This window comes from Candidatus Poriferisocius sp., assembly GCF_965219775.1.
Classification (GTDB): Bacteria; Actinomycetota; Acidimicrobiia; order Acidimicrobiales; family Bin134; genus Poriferisocius.
On sequence record NZ_OZ244793.1, the window covers coordinates 1,231,618 to 1,250,455 of the forward strand.

15 protein-coding genes are annotated in these 18,838 nt (G+C 69.7%); 1 reads left to right on the top strand and 14 read right to left on the bottom strand.

Translation table 11 applies throughout. The features are described 5' to 3' along the window. Nucleotides 1-10: 10 nt before the first annotated feature. The 14 genes from ACOQPQ_RS05660 to dapA form a co-directional block, all read right to left on the bottom strand. Nucleotides 11-1,438, bottom strand: a complete 1,428-nt coding sequence (locus tag ACOQPQ_RS05660; RefSeq protein ID WP_420638468.1) for a hypothetical protein — start codon at nucleotides 1,436-1,438, stop codon at nucleotides 11-13. Between the two features lie 118 nt (nucleotides 1,439-1,556). Next, nucleotides 1,557-1,802, bottom strand: a complete 246-nt coding sequence (locus tag ACOQPQ_RS05665) for a hypothetical protein (RefSeq protein WP_420638469.1) — start codon at nucleotides 1,800-1,802, stop codon at nucleotides 1,557-1,559. Then, nucleotides 1,799-3,112, bottom strand: coding sequence for an acyl-CoA dehydrogenase family protein (locus ACOQPQ_RS05670; RefSeq protein ID WP_420638470.1), 1,314 nt, complete (start codon nucleotides 3,110-3,112; stop codon nucleotides 1,799-1,801). The genes ACOQPQ_RS05665 and ACOQPQ_RS05670 overlap by 4 nt, the downstream gene beginning before the upstream one ends. Before the next feature lie 59 nt (nucleotides 3,113-3,171). Next, nucleotides 3,172-4,449 (bottom strand): SBBP repeat-containing protein, encoded by a 1,278-nt coding sequence (locus ACOQPQ_RS05675; RefSeq protein WP_420638471.1) that lies wholly within the window; start codon nucleotides 4,447-4,449, stop codon nucleotides 3,172-3,174. A 34-nt stretch (nucleotides 4,450-4,483) separates the two neighbouring features. Continuing rightward, nucleotides 4,484-5,368 carry a hypothetical protein gene (locus ACOQPQ_RS05680; RefSeq protein WP_420638472.1) on the bottom strand — a complete coding sequence of 295 codons (885 nt, stop codon included), beginning with the start codon at nucleotides 5,366-5,368 and terminating at the stop codon, nucleotides 4,484-4,486. A 109-nt stretch (nucleotides 5,369-5,477) separates the two neighbouring features. Next, a complete protein-coding gene (locus ACOQPQ_RS05685; RefSeq protein ID WP_420638473.1) occupies nucleotides 5,478-6,689 on the bottom strand; it encodes an FAD-dependent oxidoreductase in 1,212 nt (403 codons plus the stop codon). After that, a complete protein-coding gene (locus ACOQPQ_RS05690) occupies nucleotides 6,679-7,425 on the bottom strand; it encodes a maleate cis-trans isomerase family protein (RefSeq protein ID WP_420638474.1) in 747 nt (248 codons plus the stop codon). The genes ACOQPQ_RS05685 and ACOQPQ_RS05690 overlap by 11 nt, the downstream gene beginning before the upstream one ends. A 40-nt stretch (nucleotides 7,426-7,465) precedes the next feature. Further along, nucleotides 7,466-8,707: a competence/damage-inducible protein A gene (locus ACOQPQ_RS05695; protein ID WP_420638475.1), complete on the bottom strand. Its 1,242-nt coding sequence runs from the start codon at nucleotides 8,705-8,707 to the stop codon at nucleotides 7,466-7,468. A gap of 87 nt (nucleotides 8,708-8,794) precedes the next feature. After that, nucleotides 8,795-9,391 carry a CDP-alcohol phosphatidyltransferase family protein gene (locus ACOQPQ_RS05700; protein WP_420638476.1) on the bottom strand — a complete coding sequence of 199 codons (597 nt, stop codon included), beginning with the start codon at nucleotides 9,389-9,391 and terminating at the stop codon, nucleotides 8,795-8,797. A gap of 55 nt (nucleotides 9,392-9,446) precedes the next feature. Beyond that, nucleotides 9,447-10,691: a 30S ribosomal protein S12 methylthiotransferase RimO gene (gene rimO, locus ACOQPQ_RS05705; RefSeq protein ID WP_420638477.1), complete on the bottom strand. Its 1,245-nt coding sequence runs from the start codon at nucleotides 10,689-10,691 to the stop codon at nucleotides 9,447-9,449. 9 nt (nucleotides 10,692-10,700) lie between these two features. Next, complete coding sequence (locus ACOQPQ_RS05710; RefSeq protein WP_420638478.1) at nucleotides 10,701-11,735, bottom strand: sodium:calcium antiporter; 1,035 nt, start codon at nucleotides 11,733-11,735, stop codon at nucleotides 10,701-10,703. A gap of 39 nt (nucleotides 11,736-11,774) precedes the next feature. Further along, nucleotides 11,775-14,273 (bottom strand): DNA translocase FtsK 4TM domain-containing protein, encoded by a 2,499-nt coding sequence (locus tag ACOQPQ_RS05715; protein WP_420638479.1) that lies wholly within the window; start codon nucleotides 14,271-14,273, stop codon nucleotides 11,775-11,777. Between the two features lie 129 nt (nucleotides 14,274-14,402). Then, a complete protein-coding gene (locus ACOQPQ_RS05720) occupies nucleotides 14,403-16,061 on the bottom strand; it encodes a ribonuclease J (protein WP_420638480.1) in 1,659 nt (552 codons plus the stop codon). Then, entirely contained in the window at nucleotides 16,054-16,947 is an 894-nt protein-coding gene (gene dapA, locus ACOQPQ_RS05725; protein ID WP_420638481.1) for a 4-hydroxy-tetrahydrodipicolinate synthase, read from the bottom strand. The genes ACOQPQ_RS05720 and dapA overlap by 8 nt, the downstream gene beginning before the upstream one ends. A 572-nt stretch (nucleotides 16,948-17,519) precedes the next feature. On the opposite strand from dapA, the gene ACOQPQ_RS05730 reads away from it, so the two are divergent. Then, entirely contained in the window at nucleotides 17,520-18,809 is a 1,290-nt protein-coding gene (locus tag ACOQPQ_RS05730; RefSeq protein ID WP_420638482.1) for a DUF222 domain-containing protein, read from the top strand. Nucleotides 18,810-18,838 lie beyond the last annotated feature (29 nt).

The following is an 18,838-nucleotide window of genomic DNA, read 5'->3' on the forward strand; positions in this document are numbered from 1 at the left end:
CATCGGCAGATCAGCCGTCGAAGTCCAGCGGGTCACCCGACAGCGCCATGCACTGGCACTCCGGGTCGAAACGGAAGCGCCGGAACAGATCGCCACCGGCGTAGCTGCCCTCGTGGAACTCCACCCCGTAGACCGAGGCCGGCTGGAAGCCGTCCCCCAAGGTCCACACCGCCTCGGTCACCCCTTGGGCGCTCAGTTCAGTGAGGTGGGGCGAGGCCGCCCGCAGCAGGCGGAACACGTCGCAGAACATGAGGCCGGTGCGGATGTTGGCCCGCTCCTGGAACTCCAGCCCGGCGGCGGCGAAGATGTCGGCGCACTCCTGTTCGGCGTCGCCCGCCGGGAAGGCGTACTGGTCGTCCTCCACGTCGTAGCCGGGCAACACGCTGATGCCACTGGCCCCGGCCATCATCTCGGGGTAGTTGAACACGTTGAACTCCGGGGCGTCGTAGCTGGACACCGCGTAGGCGGGGGCGAAGTTCTGGGTGATGCTGGTGTCGATGAACCAGGACACCAGCCGGGATCCGCCGATGGCCACCACCTTGTCGACCCCGGCCTCCTTGAAGTTGATGATGGCCTGAAGCTGGTCGTTGTTGAAGGAGGTGCCGTCGGTGGGATCGATGGTGTTGTAGGAGGCCACCTCCACGCCCGCGTCGGCCAACCGGGGCAGGAACTGCTCCTCGTAGACCCGCTGACCCAGGTCGGACTCGATGGCGATGACCCCGATGGTGGCCCCGTCGAACCAGCCGTCGGCGATAAGCCCGGCGGCCAGCCCGCTCACCAGGTCGTCGTAGGACGGCAACAGCGGTGACCAGTAGTAGGGGGCCAGGGCCTCGAACCCGGCGTTGTCCACCGGGTAGAGGGTGGCGTCGAACATGAGGGTGTTGGCGTTGCGGTAACAGGGGCGGGCGTTCTCCTGCAATTGCCCGGTCAGCACCACGGCGAAGGCCTTGTGGTCCTGGGTGATGGTGTTGCACAGTGCTTCTTCGGCCACCGGACCGTCGGTGATGGCGTTGAACACGATGGACTTGGCCTCGATCTGGCGGCCGGCCAAGCCGCCGGTGGCATTGAAGTGCTCGACCAGGGCGTCCAGCTGGGCCTCCCGGTCGCCCTCGTCGGGGGTTTCCCAGCCGAAGGCGGCCGCCACCGCCGAGGTGTCGGTGATGATGAACGAGAGGGTCACGGTGTCGTCGGAGACGCCGGGGGTGTCGGGTCCGGCGGGGACGGGCCCCGCCTCCCCGCCGGCAGTATCCCCGGCAGCAGGTTCATCGGAACCGGGCTCGCCGGCGGGAGGTTCGTCGGCGGCCGGTTCGGCTCCATCGGCTGCGCCTTGGGTGGGCGTGGACACCGCCGGTTCGGGCGCGCCCTCGTCCCCGCCCGACGACCCGCACGCCGCCGCGAACAGGGCGGGTACCACCAGGAGGATGGTTGCCCGTCGCATCCACCGCCGGTTTCGGGGTGACGGTCGGCTGGTTGCCGGCCCGAAGGGTCGGAACGTCGTCCCAGGTCCGGGGTTCTCAGCAGTCTCCATGGGTCACCTCACTCTTGCGTTTGCTGGACTATTGCGATTGCTTGTCGGCTGCACGAAGCGCCGATCGGTAGGCCGAACGGCGGCGGTTGAGCGCGTCCAGCGTGAAGTAGGCGATCAACGCCAACAGGGCCAGCACCACCGCGGTCTGCACCCAGCGCCCCAGCTCCAGCCAGGCATCGCCCACGATGTGCAGTAGCTCGTCGTTCATCCCGGTCAAGTACAACGCCGCCCCGAGCACCGGGAAGAACCACGGACGGGATCGCAGCCGGTTCATCGCCCCCGCCCTTGCGCACCCTGGGGGCCCGCGGTGGCGAATTGCTCGCCCTCTTTCCCGAACACGTGGTAGGCGGCGGCCTCCAGCCGGCCCCGCTCGGCGGGAAAGCCCTGCACCAATCCCATCGACAGGTCGCGCAACGCCCGGGAGATGGGTCCCTGCATCCCGGTGTTGCCGGTGCCGCAGGCCTTGAGCGCGTGCACCGCCACATTGAAGCAGTTGTCGGCGATCTCCCCCTTGGCGATGCGCCAGTTGGCCACCACGTCGTCCTTGGGGATGACGGGCGGATCGGTGGACTCCAGAGCGATCTGTCGACGGGCCCACAGGTAGGCCGTGTCCAGGTGGGCCCGCATCTTGCCGATGAGCTGGCGGTGGACGTCGCTGCCGCCGATGGGCTCGTCGGAGTCGTGGTAGGTGGTGGTGGTCAAGAACCCCAGGGCGTAGTCGTACACCGCCTGGGCGGCGCCCAGGTACACACAGGACAGGGCCACCTGGTTTCCCACGAAGCTGCCCCGGCTCACCTGGGTCATCTTCATGAACACACCGGGCACGGCCAGGGCGTTCTCGTCGGGCACAAAGGCGTCGTCCAGCACGATGCCGTGGGTGGCGCTGGCCCGCATGCCGATGGCGTCCCACTTGGTGCGGTCGGCGACCCCGGGCGTGGTGCGGGGCACCAGGAACACGACCAGGTGCTCGGCGGTGTTGCCGGTGTCGAGCTTGGCGGTCACCAGGTAGTCGTCGGCCACCCCGGTGGCGCAGCCGAACGACTTGACCCCGTTGAGCCTCCAGCCGCCCTCGGTGCGGGTGGCCTCGGTGGCGATGGTAACGGCCGCGCTCTTGGAGCGGACCGACTCGCTGGCGAAGTTGGCCACCCAACGCCCCTCGGCCCCCATCCGCCGCAGCACCTTCTCCCCGAAAGCCCGCACGACGGGCACCTCGTCGTCGGCGAACAGCCCGGCATCGACGGCATCCAGCGGCAACAGCCCTCGTGACGATCCGCTGCACTGGAAGAAGTAGGCCAGGGCGGTCGACGCACAGGCCGTTCCCATGGCGAAGGTGGCCGCGGCCAGGTCGCGCAGGCCACCGCCCAGCCCTCCGTAGGCCACCGGTACGGTCAGCCCCAGCAGGCCCGCGTCGGAAATGGTCCGCACGTGCTCCAGGGGGAACTGCCCGGTGCGGTCAGCCTCTTCGGCCCGCTCGGCCAGCGACCCCAGCACCGAGTCGACCCGGAGGGCCCGCCCCCGCTCCGCATCGGTCATGTCCTCCACCAGGAGCTCCCCGGTGGCCCGACCGGGGCTCTCAGCGCCCATCTCGGTCCGATCCGCCCGACGGCCATCGGGCCCCGTGAACCACGCTGTCGACCCTCACGTCAGCCCGACCCCGGGAACAGCCTGCGGCCGAACACCAGATCGGACGCCCCGGCGCCCGCCCCCGACAGCGAGCCGAAGGTGTGCCCGCTCCAGTACACGGCCTCGTCGTCGCCGGAATCCCAGGCGGCGTCCAAGCCGGTGGCGTCGTCATCGGCCTCGGTGCCGAACTGGTCGATCCGCGCGGTGGTGCCGTCCCGGTTGAGCCACACCACCACGGCGTCCTTGCCCCCGGAGGGTGCCGCAGCACCCAGGGCGCCGCCGACGCTGCCGGTCACGGCGATGCGGTCGCCCACCCGGCGGACTTCGAAGGCGGTGTCCTCGCCGGGGGTGCCCGCCTGCCACCGCCATTGCTCGGTTCCGCCGGCGTCCAGGGAGATGACCACCATGTCCCGCCCGCCCGCGTTGGCGGCGGCCAACGACCCCTCGGTGGAGCCGGCCACCAGCACCCCACCGTCGGGCCCCGCCCCCACGCCTTGGGTCCAGTCCAGGGCCTCGGTGCCGATCTGGGTCGCCCAGGCGGTGTCGCCGTCGGGGGTGAGCCGCACCACGAACACGTCCTTGTCGCCCGCGCCGGGCCCGCCGAGGGCGCCCTCGGTGTAGCCGGTGACGTAGAGGCCGCCGTCGGGGGCCACCGCCGCTCCCTGGCCCCAGTCGGTGGCGTCGGTGCCGAACTGGCGGACCCACTCCAGGGTGCCGTCGGCGTCGTAGCGGGCGGCGAAGCCGTCGAATCCCCCGAGATCGGTGCCGGGATCGAGCACCCCGGCCGTGTAACCGGTTATGTAGGCGCCCCCGTTGAAGGCGGCCACGTCGAAGCCCCGGTCCCACTGCTCACCGCCCAATTGGGCTCGCCACAACTCCTGGCCGTCGGCGGCGAACCGGGCCAGCCACACATCGGCCGATCCCTGATGGGGTCCGGCCAGATCACCCTCGGTGAATCCTCCGACGTACACCGATCCGTCCGGGGCCACCGACACGCCCAGGGGGGAGTCGTTCTCCGGGCCGCCGAATTGGCGGGACCAGGCCAACTCGCCCTCCGGGGAATAGCGGGCCAAGAACACGTCCCGTCCGCCTTGGTTCTGCCCAACCAGGCTGCCGCTGGTGATCCCGGCGACGACCACCCCGCCCTCGGGCACCGCGGCCACGCCGTAGGTGGTGTCGGCAGCCTCGGTGCCCACCTGCACCACCCAGGGCTCGGGGGCGGCCTCGCTGCCACCACCACAGGCCACGCCCACCAGGGCGACGGCGGCCACCGCGGTTGCGGCCGCGGCCGTCCTCACTGTGCCGAGGTGAGGCTTCCCGTGCGGTTTCACATTACGCCGCGGCAGAACCACTCCGGCGCCGGAAGAACCACAGGCCGATCCCGGCCACCACCACGACCACGATGATCACCGGCAACAGCCACACCCACACCGAACTGCCGTCGTCATCGCCGGCGGCTGGGGCCGCCATCTCGCTGCCGTCGTCCGCCTCCGAGGGTTCCTCGCTCGTGGGCTCGGTCACCGGACCGGTGGCAGAGTCCCCGTCGTCACCCGAATCGGGGGCCGCCGCCGAGTCATCAGTCGTGTCGTCAGCGGCGTCATCCGGTGCGGGCTGGTCGAGTTCCGCCGGCAGGGTGGGCTCGGTCACCGGGCCGGTGGCGAAGTCCCCGTCGTCATCCGAATCGGGGGCCGCCACCGCCGCCGTGTCATCAGCGGCGTCGTCGGGCTGCTCGGCCACCGGCATTGGCTCCTCGTCTTCCACGGCCGGCTCGGGCTCGGGGGGTGCCCCGGCAACAAAGGTGATGGCCTGGGCGGCATAGTTGGCGTCGGGCCCGAACCCGTCCCCGGCCACCACGAAGCACGAGTTGTCCACGTCGCACCGGCCGGGCACCACGGCCACGGGGTAGTCCTTGGTGGCGGTGCCGTCGTCGCTGATGGTCACCGTGTGCATGCCGTAGTTGCTCAGCTCGCAGTCCGCCGGCCCGACCGCCGGGTAGTTGAAGCAGGTGACGATGGTGGCGGTCTTGCCCGGCAGCCAACTGCTCAGCGTCACGCTCACCGTCTCGCCGTCGGCGATGCCGTCGCTCTTGGACAGCTCCATGGTCTCACCGTTGTGGCCCTCCCCGTGGTCGGCAACCGCCGCCGGGGCCAGCAGAAACCCGGTCAGTACGGCCACGACCGCGGCTGCCGTCAGGTGCCGGATCCTCATCCTCGACATGTCGTCCCCTCCGCAATTCTGACCCCGTTCAACGGGGTCGACGTTCGCGTGCAACTTGGGGCAGGGTAGGGCCAATCCGGGCCACGGTCAACGAATGGCCGCCCGCCGGTCAGCCGACCACGCCGGCCTCTCTCAGCGCCGGCCTCATGGCCTCCACCGCGGAGACCATGGCGGCGTCCCGCAGGTACGCCCGGGCCTGCTGGGGATCGGCGGCCCGTTCGGCCAACCGGTCCAGGGCCTGTTGGCGCATGTGGGGGTCGGGGGCGGCCAGGCTGAGGGCGTTCTGGTGGGAGTGGCGCATGGCGTAGTCGATGGCCATGGTCCGGCGGAGGTCGGCGTGCTGGTCGAGTTGCTGCTCGGAGATGTCGCCCCGTAGCCACCCGGCCAGCGAGGCCCCCAGCAACACGGCGTCGTGAATCCCGCCGTTCATGCCCATGCCCCCCAGGGGATTGTTGATGTGGGCGGCGTCGCCCATGAGCACCACCCGACCGACCCGGAACCGGTCGGCCACCCGCTGGTGTACCCGGTACAGCGTGCGGTGGGCGACGGTGAACGGCCCGTCCACCCCCGCCACTCCCCTCAGACGCCGCTGGGCGCTCTCGTCGCTCAACGCCTCGGCGTCGGTCTCCCCGTCGCCCACGGGGAACAGCGCCCGCCAGAGATCGACGGTGCGCAGCAGCACCAGCCATTCGTCGGGGCCGGAGATGTAGTTCACGTAGTCCAGGTCGTCGAGGCGGTCGGCCATCTCGAAGGGGGTGGACACCACCAGGTACCGGTCCTCGTAGGTCATGCCCTCGAACCCCAAGCCCAGCGACTTACGCACCGCACTGGCGGCACCGTCGGCGGCCACCACCGCATCGGCGGCCAGCTCTTCGCCGGAACGCAACGCCAGCGTGGCCCGGTCGTCCGACGGGGAAACGCCCACCACCTCGGCGCCGAAGCGAATGTCCACCCTGTCGGAGCGGGCCAGGCGGTCGACCATGACCTCGCAGAACTTGTACTGCTCGCACTGCAACCGGAAGGGATGGTCGGTGACGTCGGCCAGGATGCCGAGGTCGAAGCGGGCCACCAACCCGGTGCGTCGGTGGCGGTAGGAGAAGCGGGGGGCCCGCAACCCCCGGGCCAGCATTTCGGGCACCACGCCGAACCGATCGATCAGGTCGAGGGTGGCCGGGTGGAACGTGGACGCCCGCAGCTCTCGGGGCAGATCAGGGGCCGCCTCCAGCAGGAGCACGTCGATGTCGCGTTCGGCCAGCATCCCGGCGGCGGCGCACCCCACCGGACCGGCGCCGACCACGATGACCCGAAGGCTAGAACTCACGCAGCATGGTGCCGTGGCCGGTGAATTGATCGTCGATGCCCAAGGTGCGCAGCGCGTGCCACAAGCAGACGGCGTTGATGGCCAGCACCGGCTTGCCCAGCCAGCGCTCCGCCTGATCGGCCACCTCCACCATCGACAGGTTGGTGCCGCACTGCACGATGGCGTCGATGTCGTCACCGTCGAGGGCCTTCAGCACCTCCACCAGGGTTTCCGGGGTCACGTCGGCAATCGAGGTGGCCGTGGCACAGCGCAGGCCGTGTACCCGCTTCACGTCGAAACCGCACTCGGTGAAGTAGCCGTACACCTGCTCGTCGGCCGCGGGCTGGTACGGCGTGAGACAGGCGATGGACGACACGCCGAGCTTCTCGAGGGCGGCGTTGCAGGCCGAGGCCCCCGAGGTGATGCCGATGTCGCCCGCGATGTCGCGCACCCGTTCGGCGAAGGCGGCGTTGCCCTCCTTGCCCCCCCAGAACGTCTCCGCCGACATGCCCATCAGAATGTGGTCGGGCTCGCAGGTCATGATGTCGCGCACGGCGGTGGGGATGGTCTGGCGGATCAGATCCAGAAAGTGCAGGAAGGCCTCGTCGGTGCTCAGATCGGGAGCCTCCACCAGGAACCGTCCGCTGTGAAAAGTCACCCCGGCGGGGCGGACCTGGGCCAGATCGTGCTCGACCACGGTGTTGGTCGACGGCACGATCACGCCGATCTTGGCTCGGTACCCCACCACGTCAGGCATCAGATGCTCCGCTCTCTTGAGGTCTTTCCTTCCCGATGAATCATCGACCGGCCAGCACGCGGATGCGCAGGTTGTTGAGCACCGACACGGTGGTGAATTGGCGGGTGCGCTCCCGGTCGAAGGGGAACTTCACCCGGTTGGCCTCCACCACCCCGTCCACCAGGGTGGCCATCCACACCGTGCCCGGCTCCTCGCCGTCGAGCGGGTCGGGGCCCGCCACCCCGGTCACGGCGATGGCGCAATTGGCCTCGAGCAACCGGGCCGCGCCCCGAGCCATGGCCGTCACCGCCTCCTCGCTCACCACCGGGCCTTCGGGCACGTCCAGCAAATCGAACTTCACCTCGCCCGCGTAGGAAATGAGGCCCCCCCGGAACACGTCGCTGGCACCGGGCACGGCGGTGAGCCGGGCGCCGATCAGCCCGCCGGTGAGCGATTCGGCCAAACCCAGCGTCCAACCCCGGGAGCGCAGGGCGTCGAGCACGGCGAACTCCATGGTCTGGTCGTCCACCCCGAATACAACGTCGTCGCCGATCACGCCCCGCACGATCCGCTCCTCGGCGGCCAGAATCTCGTCGGCGGCCGCCTCGTTGGGGGCCTTGGCCGTGAGCCGAACCTTCAGGCCCTCCATGCCCGAGGCCAGAAAGGCAATGGTGCACTCGCCGGTCTCGTCGAGCCGTCCGATCTCGTCGTGGAGCTTCTCGGCCAGGCCCGACTCGGAGTCGCCCCAGGTGCGCAGGGTACGGCTCTTGATCACCGCGGTAATGCCCGCCCGCTGCTTGAGGTCGGGCAGCACGCACTGCTCGACCATCTGCTGCATCTCCCAGGGCACGCCGGGCACGGCGTACACCGCCTTGCCGCCCGCCTCCACCTTGAAACCGGGGGCCGTGCCCGGCATCACCGGCAACACTTCGGCACCCTCGGGCACGTCGGCCTGGCGCAGGTTGTTCTCCGGCATGGGCCGCCCTCGGCCCCCGAACACCGAGGAGATGCGGTCCACCAGGTCGTGGCGCCGCACCAGCTCCACCCCCACGGCCGCGGCGATCACGTCGCGGGTGATGTCGTCCTGGGTGGGCCCCAACCCGCCGCACATGATGACCGAGTCGCTGCGCTCCAGGGCATGGTTGAGGACGGTTCGCATGCGCTCGAAGTTGTCGCCCACCTTCACCTGGTGGTGGGAGTCGATGCCGGCGGTGGCCAGTTGCTCGCCGATCCACGACGAGTTGGTGTCGACGATTTGGCCGAGCAACAGCTCGGTGCCCACGGCAATGACCTCGCAATTCACGCCCGGAGGCTATACCTCCGGCCCCACCACCTGCCCCACCCGTGGCCGGATCACCGGTGGTGGCTCGCGGTATGGGCCGAGTGGCCGCTACCGCTCGCCCCCTCCGTGGGCAGACGCCGCCTCGGCCCCGGCTCGGCCGTCGGCCCAGTAGCGCCAGCCGGAGTAGAGGGTCACGGCCACCGCCACCCAGATGGCCACCGACGGCGCCCAGGCGTGGGGCTCCAGGGGGGGCAGGGCGGCCACGGTCAGGGCGGCGCCTTGGACCAGGGTCTTCAGCTTGGCCGATTGGCGGGCGGGCAGCGACAAGCCGTCGCGGGCCCACCGGGTTCGAGCCGCGCTCACCAGCAGCTCCCGCACCGAGATGACCAGCACCGGCACCCAGAACAGCCGACCCACGGCCACGAAACACCAGGCCGCCCCCAGGATCATCACCTTGTCGGCCAACGGATCCAGAAAGGCGCCCCAGCGGCTGACGCTGCCCGACGACCGGGCGATGCGGCCGTCGTAGTAGTCGCTGGCCCCCAACACCCAGCCCACGGCCACCACGGCCCACGACGTGCCGTGGTCGTCGCCCGCCACCAGGATCAGCACGAACAGCACCGGCGACAACACGATTCGCCCCAGCGTGATCAGGTTGGCCACCAGGGCAAGATCACCCCAGGAAAACTCCGTTTCCCGGCTCACGGAGTCCCTGCCCGGCTCACGGGTGGGCCACACCCCCTGACCAGCACCGTCCGGCTCACGCGGCCGCCACCTCCGCCATCAGGTCGGGACCTTGGGCGTCCACCACCTGCACGGTGTGGAACTGTCCGACCGGCAGATGGTCGGGCACGGAGATGATGCCGTCGATCTCCGGGGCTTCCCGGAAGCTGCGCGCCACGCCGGGCGAATCCACCAGCACCTCCACGGGACGACCGATGAGTTGGTCACGCTTGGCGGCGGTGATCCCGTCCTGCAACTCGGTCAGTTCCCGGTGGCGCTCGGCGGCCAACTCGGCGGGCACCTGGTGGTCCAAGGTGGTGGCGTAGGTGCCCGCTTCGGCCGAGTACGTGAAGAACCCGCACCAGTCGAGGCGAACCTCGGCCACGAAATCGAGCAGGGCATCGTGGTCGGCCTCGGTCTCGCCCGGATAGCCCACGATGAAGTTGGAGCGGAACACCGCTTCGGGGCGGCGGCGCCGGATGTCGGCAATGCGGGCCGAGAATCGGTCGCCGTCGCCCCACCGGCGCATCCGAGCCAAAAGCGGACGGGACACGTGCTGCAGCGACAGGTCGAAGTAGGGCACGCCGGTGGCGCAGATGGCGTCGACCAGCGGGTCGGTGAGGTCCGACGGGTACAGGTAGAGCAGGCGCACCCAGTCGACCCGGCGGCGGAGATCGTCCACCAACGGGATGATGGCCCGCTCCCCGCGCCCCTGGTCCCGGCCGTAGGAGGCCAGGTCCTGGGCCACCAGCACAACCTCGCGCACCCCGAGGGCCTCCACTTCGGCCACGACGGCCTCCAGCGAGCGGGATCGTTGCGGCCCCCGGAAGCTGGGAATGGCGCAGTACCCGCAGCGACGGTCGCAGCCCTCGGCGATCTTCACGTAGGCCCACGGCGCGGTCGCCGGGGGTCGGGGCAGGTTCAGCAGGTCGAAGGCGGGCAGGCTCGGCCCCGGCTTGGCCCCGATGCTGACCGGCACGCCGAATCCGGCCACCCGGTCGGCCTCGGGCAGGGCCTCGGCCAGCTCGGTGCCGTATCGCTCGGCCATGCACCCGGTGAGCACCAGTTCGGCATCGGGGGCGGCGGCCCGCAGGGCCAGCGCGGTGTCCACCGATTCCTGGCGGGCTTCCTCAATGAAGGCGCAGGTGTTCACCACCACCAGCTCCGCCTCCTCGGGGGTGGTGGCGGCCACCATGCCGTCCCGCGACAGGAGCCCGGTCAGCTTGTGGGAGTCCACCTGGTTCTTGGGACACCCCAGCGTCTCAACCCAGAACCGGCGCACCGGCCCAGGCTACGCCCTCGGGCCCGGCTCCCCCACGGTCTGGGACACCTCCACCGCCGGGGCGGTGGGCACCGCTTGTTCTTCGGGGTCCGATATGAGAAACGGCAGCGACACCAGATACACCGCCAGCAACATCGCCCCTTCCCACCACCGCTCGATGCCGTCGCCCCGGAACATGAGCAGCCAGGCGCCCACCGAGATGCCCATCATGATCCACACGGCCAAACCGGAGAGGTTGGCGTCCACCAGCGGGCCGGGGCCCGCAAACGCCACCACCGCGCTCACCAGCAGGCTGTTGAAGGTGTTGGATCCCAAGATATTGCCCACCAGCAGGTCGGCCTCCCCCCGGCGGGCGGCCTGCACCCCGGTGATCAGCTCGGGCAGCGACGTGCCGAAGGCCACCAGCGACAGCCCCACGAAGCCCGAACCCAGCCCCACCTCCAGGGCGATGTCCACCGCGCCCTCCACCGCCATTTGGGCTCCCACCACCGTGGCCGCCAGCCCCAGCACGGTACGAGCCAGCTCGGCAGGTTGGCTGATCGGCTTGTCGGCGGGCACGACTTCGGCGGCGCGGGCTTCCTGGGGTGGTCTCCACAAGATGACGGCCATGGCCACCAGGAAGGCAACCAGCAGGACGATGCCCTCCCAGCGCTCGAAGCCGTCCTGCACCAGCAGCCAGAACAACACCGCCGCGGCCACCGATATCGCACCCTCCCGCTGCAGGGTGCTGTGGGCCACCCGTATGTACCGCCCCCCGGCGGCCAGGGCGGCCACCAACGCGGCGGAGCCCAGCACCAGGCTCAGGTTGGCCACGTTGGAGCCGATGATGTTGCCCACCCCCAGGTCGGCGTCGCCGTCGGCGGCGGCCAAACCCGACACCAGCATTTCGGGGGCGCTGGTGCCGAAACCGATCACCAGGGCCCCGATCACGATCGGGGAGATGCCCCGGGCGAAGGCCAGCCGCGACGCCCCCACCACGAGCTGGTCGGCCCCCACCGCCAGCACGATGAGGCCCCCCGCCAAGAGAACCGCTGCCAACGCCACGGGTGGAGACTAGTGGTGTGGGGTGCGGGTGGGCCCGACTCAGGACAGCTCGTCGGGGGTCATCAGCACCTCTCGGGCTTTCGACCCCTCGGAGGGTCCGACCACACCCTGCTGTTCCAGCAGATCCATCAGCCGGCCCGCCCGGGCAAACCCCACCCGGAGCTTGCGTTGGAGCATCGACGTCGAACCGAGCTGGCTCTCCACTACCAGCTTCATGGCCTGCGACAACAGCTCGTCGTCCTCGCTGCCAGGCCGATCGGCACCGGAGGAGGGAGCGGGGGCCAGCGGGTCGTCGTCTCCTGAGGCGTTGCCCCGGCCGTCGGCGGTTACCGAGCGCCCCTGGCCCGCCGGTTCCATCTTGGCGGCTTGGCGTCGCCACCAGGCCACCACGTTGCGCACTTCTTCTTCGGTCACCCAGGCGCCCTGGATGCGCTGGGCGGAGGTGGATGTGGGGCTGAGCAGCAACATGTCGCCCCGGCCCACCAGGCGTTCGGCCCCTTGCTGGTCGAGAATCACCCGGCTGTCGGTCTGGCTGGACACGGCAAAGGCCAGCCGGGCGGGGATGTTGGCCTTGATCACGCCGGTGATCACGTTGATGGACGGCCGCTGGGTGGCGATCACCAAGTGGATGCCCACCGCCCGGGCCTTCTGGGCGATCCGGCAGATGGAGTCCTCCACGTCCCGGGGGGCCACCATCATGAGGTCGGCCAGCTCGTCCACCACCACCAGAATGAGCGGCATCCGCTCCAGGGGCTCGGGATCGCCGATGCCCCGTCGACGGTCGGCCGCCACGGCACCCCGGTCGCAGGCGTGGTTGTAGCCGTCGATGTCGCGCACGCCCACCGAGGCCAGCACCTCGTAGCGGCGATCCATCTCCCGACAGGCCCAGGCCAAGGCGTTGGCCGCCTTCTTCGGGTCGGTGACCGGCTGGGTCAGCAGATGGGGCACGTGCTCGTACTGGGCCATCTCCACCATCTTGGGATCGACCAGGATCATGCGGACCTGATCGGGGGTGGAGCGCATCAGCACCGAGGTGATCATCGAGTTGATGCACGAGGACTTGCCCGCCCCGGTGGCCCCGGCGATGAGGATGTGGGGCATCCGGGACAGATCCATCATCACCGGGGTGGCGTTGATGTCCCTGCCGATGGCCACCTCCAGAGGATGGGTGGCTGAGCGGGCGTCGTCGGAGGCCAGGATGCCGCCCAACGTCACCACCTGGCGGTCGCGATTGGGGACCTCCACGCCGATGGCCTGGCGACCGGGGATGGGGGCCAGGATGCGGACGTCGGGGGAGGCCAGGGCGTAGGCGATGTCCTTGCTGAGGCTGGTGACCCGGCTGACCTTGACCCCGGGCGCCAGCTCCAGTTCGTAGCGGGTGACGGTGGGGCCGACCACCATGCCCACCAGCTTGGTGCCCACGTCGTGGGCGGCCAACGCCTGCTCCAGGGCGGCCCCCTTTCGGTGGGCCTCATCGCCGTTGACCTGACGGGCGTCGGCGCCTTTCAGCAGTTTGAGCGACGGGAGCTTCCATATCGAGGACCGCGCCGGGCGGTCGCCGACCACCGCGGGGGCCCGCCATTGCGGCGAGGGCTTGGGTGCCGGTGGGTTTGCCTCGGGTGCGGGCTTTTGCGGTGGGATGGCCACCCAGGCCTCCGGCTTGGGTTCGGGCGCGGGCTCGGGTTCGGGCGCAGGGTGGGCGGCGCCACCGGCGGCCGCGCGGGCTTGAGCGGCATCCCCGTCGGCGGTGGACGGCTGTTCAGGATGATCCGGTGTTGCCGCGGGCGGGGAGGCCGATCCGTTGGGCGAGCCCGCCGCTTGGCTGAAGCGTCGGCCGATGCGGTGCAGGCCGGCTTTGACCTTGGTGCCGTCCACCCGGCGGGCCCAGGCCCGCAACGACACCCGGGTGAGCACCACCATCCCCAGCAGTCCGAACGCCCCGACCACCAGGCCGGCACCCCACACCCCGACCACCGCGGCCAGCGTGCCACCGAAGGCCACGCCCAGGGCGCCCCCGGCGGCCATCAGCCCGTCCAGGTCGGCGAGGCCGGGCCGGTTCACGGCGATGTGCAGCAGGCCGGTCACCGACAACAGGGTCAGCGTCGTGCCGATGGCCAGTCGCACGGCCAGCACCACGTCGGCCCGCACGGCGTCGGCCTGCGGGCTGCGGTCGGCTTTGGCACCGGGGCCGTCGGCCTCATCGCCGTCGGCCGGTTCGGGACGAGGCCCTCGCAACAGCACCAGCCCAATGCCCACCAACGCCAGGGGGACCACCACCCGGGCGGCGCCGATCAGGGCGCCCAGCAGGGTCCGCATCCCCGAGCCCAACGGTCCGGCCACATCGGCCCAGAGCCCACAGGCCGCCACCAACCCGGCGAGCACGAAGCCCACCGCCACGATGTCGATCCGATGCCGAGCCCACAGCGCGGCCAGGGCCTGCTTCAGCCAGGAGTTGGAACCCTCACCGGCCTTGGGTTTGGCCGGGGCGCGGGACTTGGCCGGGGCTTTTCGAGCGGTCTTGGTGGCCACAACAGCCACAAACGTACCATTGACAACACCGCCAACCAACGGTTTGGCAAATGCGGCCCGGTGGATGGCGAGCAGCCAGGGCTTGCCCGGGTCGGCAACCACCGCTGGTGACTACAGCTTGTCCCTACAGGTTCATCCCTACAGGTTCACGACCACGGGGACGATGACCGGGCGGCGGCCGGTGGTGTGGCTCACGAACTGACCGGCGGCCCGCCGCACCACCCGCTCGAGCCCGTCGGCGTTCCCCGATGCCAGGTGCGCTTCCACCGCGGCGGCCACCTCGTCGGACCCGTCTCGCTCCAGGGCCTGCACGTTGTCGGCCCCGACCCATCCCCTGCTCACCAGCCGGGGACGAGCCTGCAACCGGCCCTTCGCCCCGTTCACGGCCACCACCACCGTGACCACCCCCTGGGTGCCCAGCAGATCACGCTCGCCGAACAGGTCCTGGTCGTCTTCCACCATCTGACCGTTCACGTAGTAGTAGGCCCCCGTGGTCACCTTGCCCCGGTTGCGCAGGCCCCGGTCGCCCAGTTCCACCTGCTCCCCGTCGCAGGCCACCACCACCCGATCCGAGGGCTGGCCCATCCGTTCGGCCAGGTTGGCGTGGGCCGCCAGATGACGGGCCTCGCCGTGGACCGGCACGAAGTACTCGGGGTCGGCCACCGTGTGCAGGATGCGCAACTCGTCCTGCTTGCCGTGCCCGGTGGTGTGGACATCGAGCTGACCGCTGTGCACCACGTGGGCCCCCCGCCGCACCAGGTTGTTGATCATGCGGGCCACCCGGGCCTCGTTGCCGGGGATGGGGCTGGAACTCAACACCACGGCGTCGTCGGGGCCGATGTCCAGCCATCGGCTGTCGCCGGTGGCCGCCATGGCCAGGGCCGATCGGGTCTCCCCCTGGGAACCGGTCGACACCACACACACCCGTTCGGGGGGATACCGCTCGGCGCCGGTCACGTCGATCACCATCTGGTCGGGCAGCCGCAAGAGGCCCAGTTCCCGGGCGAGGGCGAAGTTGCGCTTCATCGACAGCCCCAGGGTGGCCACCAGCCGATCCGACGCCACCGCCGCGTCCACGATCTGCTGCACCCGGTGGATGTGGCTGGAGAAGGCGGCCACCACCAGCCGCCGGTCGGGGTGGGCGGCGAACACCCCCTTGAGCACCTGGCCCACCTCGGACTCCGAACGGGAGCTGCCGGGAATCTCGGAGTTGGTGGAGTCGCACAATAGCAACCGGATTCCCTCGTCCCGGGCGATGGCCCCGATGCGGGCCAGATCGGTGCGGCGGCCGTCCACCGGGTTCAGGTCCAGCTTGAAGTCGCTGGAGTGGAGGACCACCCCCTGCGGGGTGCGAATGGCCGAGATCAACCCGGAGGGCACCGAGTGGGTGACGGGAATGAACTCGCAGTCGAACGATCCGATGCGGATGCGGTCGTGGTCGCCGATGGGATGCAGGTTGGTGCGGTGGAGGTTGCCCCGTTCCTCGAGGCGTTTGCGGATCAAGCCCAGGGTGAACCGGGAGGCGTAGATCGGAAACGACAGCCAGTCCAGGGCCCGGGGAAGAGCGCCGATGTGATCCTCGTGGCCGTGGGTGCAGATGCAACCCACGATGCGGTCGGCTTTGTCCCGCAGGTACTCCAGGTCGGGCAGCACGAAGTCGGCGCCGGGCATGGTTTCGTCGGCGAACAGCACCCCGCAGTCCAACAGGAGCACGTCGCCGCCGCATTCGATGGCCGCGCAGTTCCTGCCGATGTCGCCCAATCCCCCGAGAAAGGTGATCCGGACCGGTTCAGCCATGGGCACCGAGTTGCGTGCCCGCCAACACCTCGGCGGCGTCGGCCTCCAAGCCCTCGGGCTCGCCGCCCATCGGGGGGCGACACCGGCCCACCGGCTGGCCGACCACCCGCATCATGGCCTTGGCCGGAACGGGATTGGGCGCCAACAGGCCGGTCTCGTACTCGTAGGAGGGGATCAACCCGGCGTTGATCCGGCGGGCGGCCGCCACGTCGCCCCGCTCGAAGGCGGCGATCATGGCGGCGAACTCGGCCCCGGCCCAATGGGTGGCCACCCCGATGACCCCCACTGCGCCCACGGCCAACAGCGTCAGGGTCAGGCTGTCGTCGCCGCTGTACACCTCGAATCCCTCGGGGGCGCTGGCGATGAGGTTGGCGGTCTCGGCCGGATCGCCAGCCGCGTCCTTGACGCCGACGATGTTGGGGTGGCGGTGGGCCAACTCCAGCAGTGTGGCCGTGTCCACCTTGCGCCCGGTGCGAACGGCGATGTCGTAGATCAACACCGGCAGGTCGGTGGCTTGGGCCACGGCGCCGAAGTGCTCGACCAGGCCCGCCTGCGAGGGTCGGTTGTAGTAGGGGGTCACCGACAAGATGCCGTGGGCTCCCGCCGCGGTGGCCCGCTGGGTGAGTTCCACCGCGGCCACGGTGTCGTTGCTCCCCGCTCCGGCCACCACCGGTGCGTCCACCGCGGCCACCACGGCGGCGATGAGTTCGATCTGCTCGTCGTGGGTGAGGGTGGGGGCCTCCCCGGTGGTGCCCGCCACCACCAGACCGTCGCTACCGTGCTCGATCAGCCACTGGGCCAGGGAAGCGGCCGCGTCCAGATCGAGCGATCCGTCATCCCCGAAGGGCGTGACCATGGCGGTGAGCACCTTGCCGAATCGAGCCATTGATTCTCCTTAAGCCTCGGCGGTCGCGGACTAAGTGGTGGAAGCCTCGGCCCGGCCCTCACCCAACCAACTCACTCCCCCACCCTACCCCGCCTCCCCAAACCGACCCACCACCGTTTGATCCCCTCGGATTTTGGATTCCATGCGCCACAGAGGGACCGTGCTCCAAGAACCCGCAACCGGTTGCGGGAGTCCCCCGGCTGACTGGCCGTGTCGGTCAAGTGGTCGACCTCCCCCGCCTACTGGGGCAGCAACGACCGCGGCCAACTCCACGCATCCGACGGTGCCTCCACCGGCCCCGCAGTCGGCAGCAGCATCACATGCGCCATCGCCACTGACCGGACCCTCGCTTGCTGAGACTGGACTGTCAACATTCCCCCAAATAAGGGCTGGACAACACATCAACACTTTCCCACACCGGCTTCAAACAATTGGCGGTTCGGGCACCAAAGGTTCGGGACACTGTGACCTGCCCAAGTACTGAGCAGCCAATTCGACATTCTGACAGGATTCCTTGACTTTTCTTGGAATTCTGGGGGGATGTTGTCACCCGCCCCGGTATACTTGCATGCATGGAGTTTGATTCTTCCAACGGCACAGTCTCGGGCACTTCTGCTGATCCGCCGGGTGGGGTGCAGGATGCGGTGGCGGCGATGGTGGCTGAGTTCGAGTTGCAGGATTATTCGGAGTTGGATGCCTCTGGGGTGATCAAGAGGGTGTTGGAAACCGACATGGTCCGCCGTCAGATCGAGGCGCACCTGGCCGGGTTGTTGGTCCGGTTGGGGGAACTCGCTGGCGACGAAACCGTGGAGGCGGTGTGCCAGCAGTTCGGTTTGCCTTCCCGCAAGGCCAAGCGTCAGGCGAAGACGGCCAAGGGGTTGCTGGCACTGCCCGATGTGCTCGATGCCGCCAAGGATGGGTTCATCACCATGGACCATGCCGAGTTGATCGCCGCCTCCCACGAACGCGCCCCGTTGCGCGACGGTGACGGGTACGAACTGGTCAAGCTGGCCCTCACCCAGTCGTTCGACCAGTTCCGCCGGTCGCTGGCAACCATGGAGAACCAACGGATGGCCGCCGATGGGATGACCCGCACCGAACGCCAACACGCCCGGCGCACCGCCAGCGTGTTCGACGGGGACAACGACATGGTCATCCTCCACGCCGAGTTGGACGCCATCGCAGGCCAACGGGTCAAGACCGCCCTGTCGGCCATGAACACCCGGCTGCTCCACCACGACTCCACCGTCGGTCAGGAACGGTCGTTCGAGCAACGCAACGCCGATGCCCTCGTCTCCCTCATCACCCAACAACCCGGACGCCCGGCTGAGAGTGGGGGTGGGCCCGGAGGCGGAGCCAAGTGCGGGCCTACCCCGCAGAAGACGACTTTGGTGGTCACCGCCGAATGGGATCCCGTCTACGGGGTGCTCCAGGACGCCGAACTCATCGACGGCACCCCCATCGACATCGAAGAACTCCGCCGCCTGGCGTGCGACGCCGACATCATCCCCACCATCTTCGGCACCGACGGCCAACCCCTCTACCTCGGCCGCACCCAACGAGCCCCCAACCAAGCCCAACGCCTCGCCCTGTACGCGAGGGACCAGCACTGCGTCGACTGCGGCCTCGCCGCCCAAGCCTGCGACATCCACCACGTAGTTCCCTGGGAACACGGCGGGCCCACCAACATCGACAACCTCGTCCTGCTCTGCCCCACCTGCCACCGCAAAACCCACAGGCACGACCAGCATCACGGTCCCCCCAAGTCCCACCGGCGCAAAATCCCGCCGCGAACTCCAACCCCGGACCCCTCTCCCACTCCTGCTTCCCGAGCCGGCACCGGCCTGCCCCTCGTCTGCTGACCCAACCCAGACCTGCCCCACGAACCTTG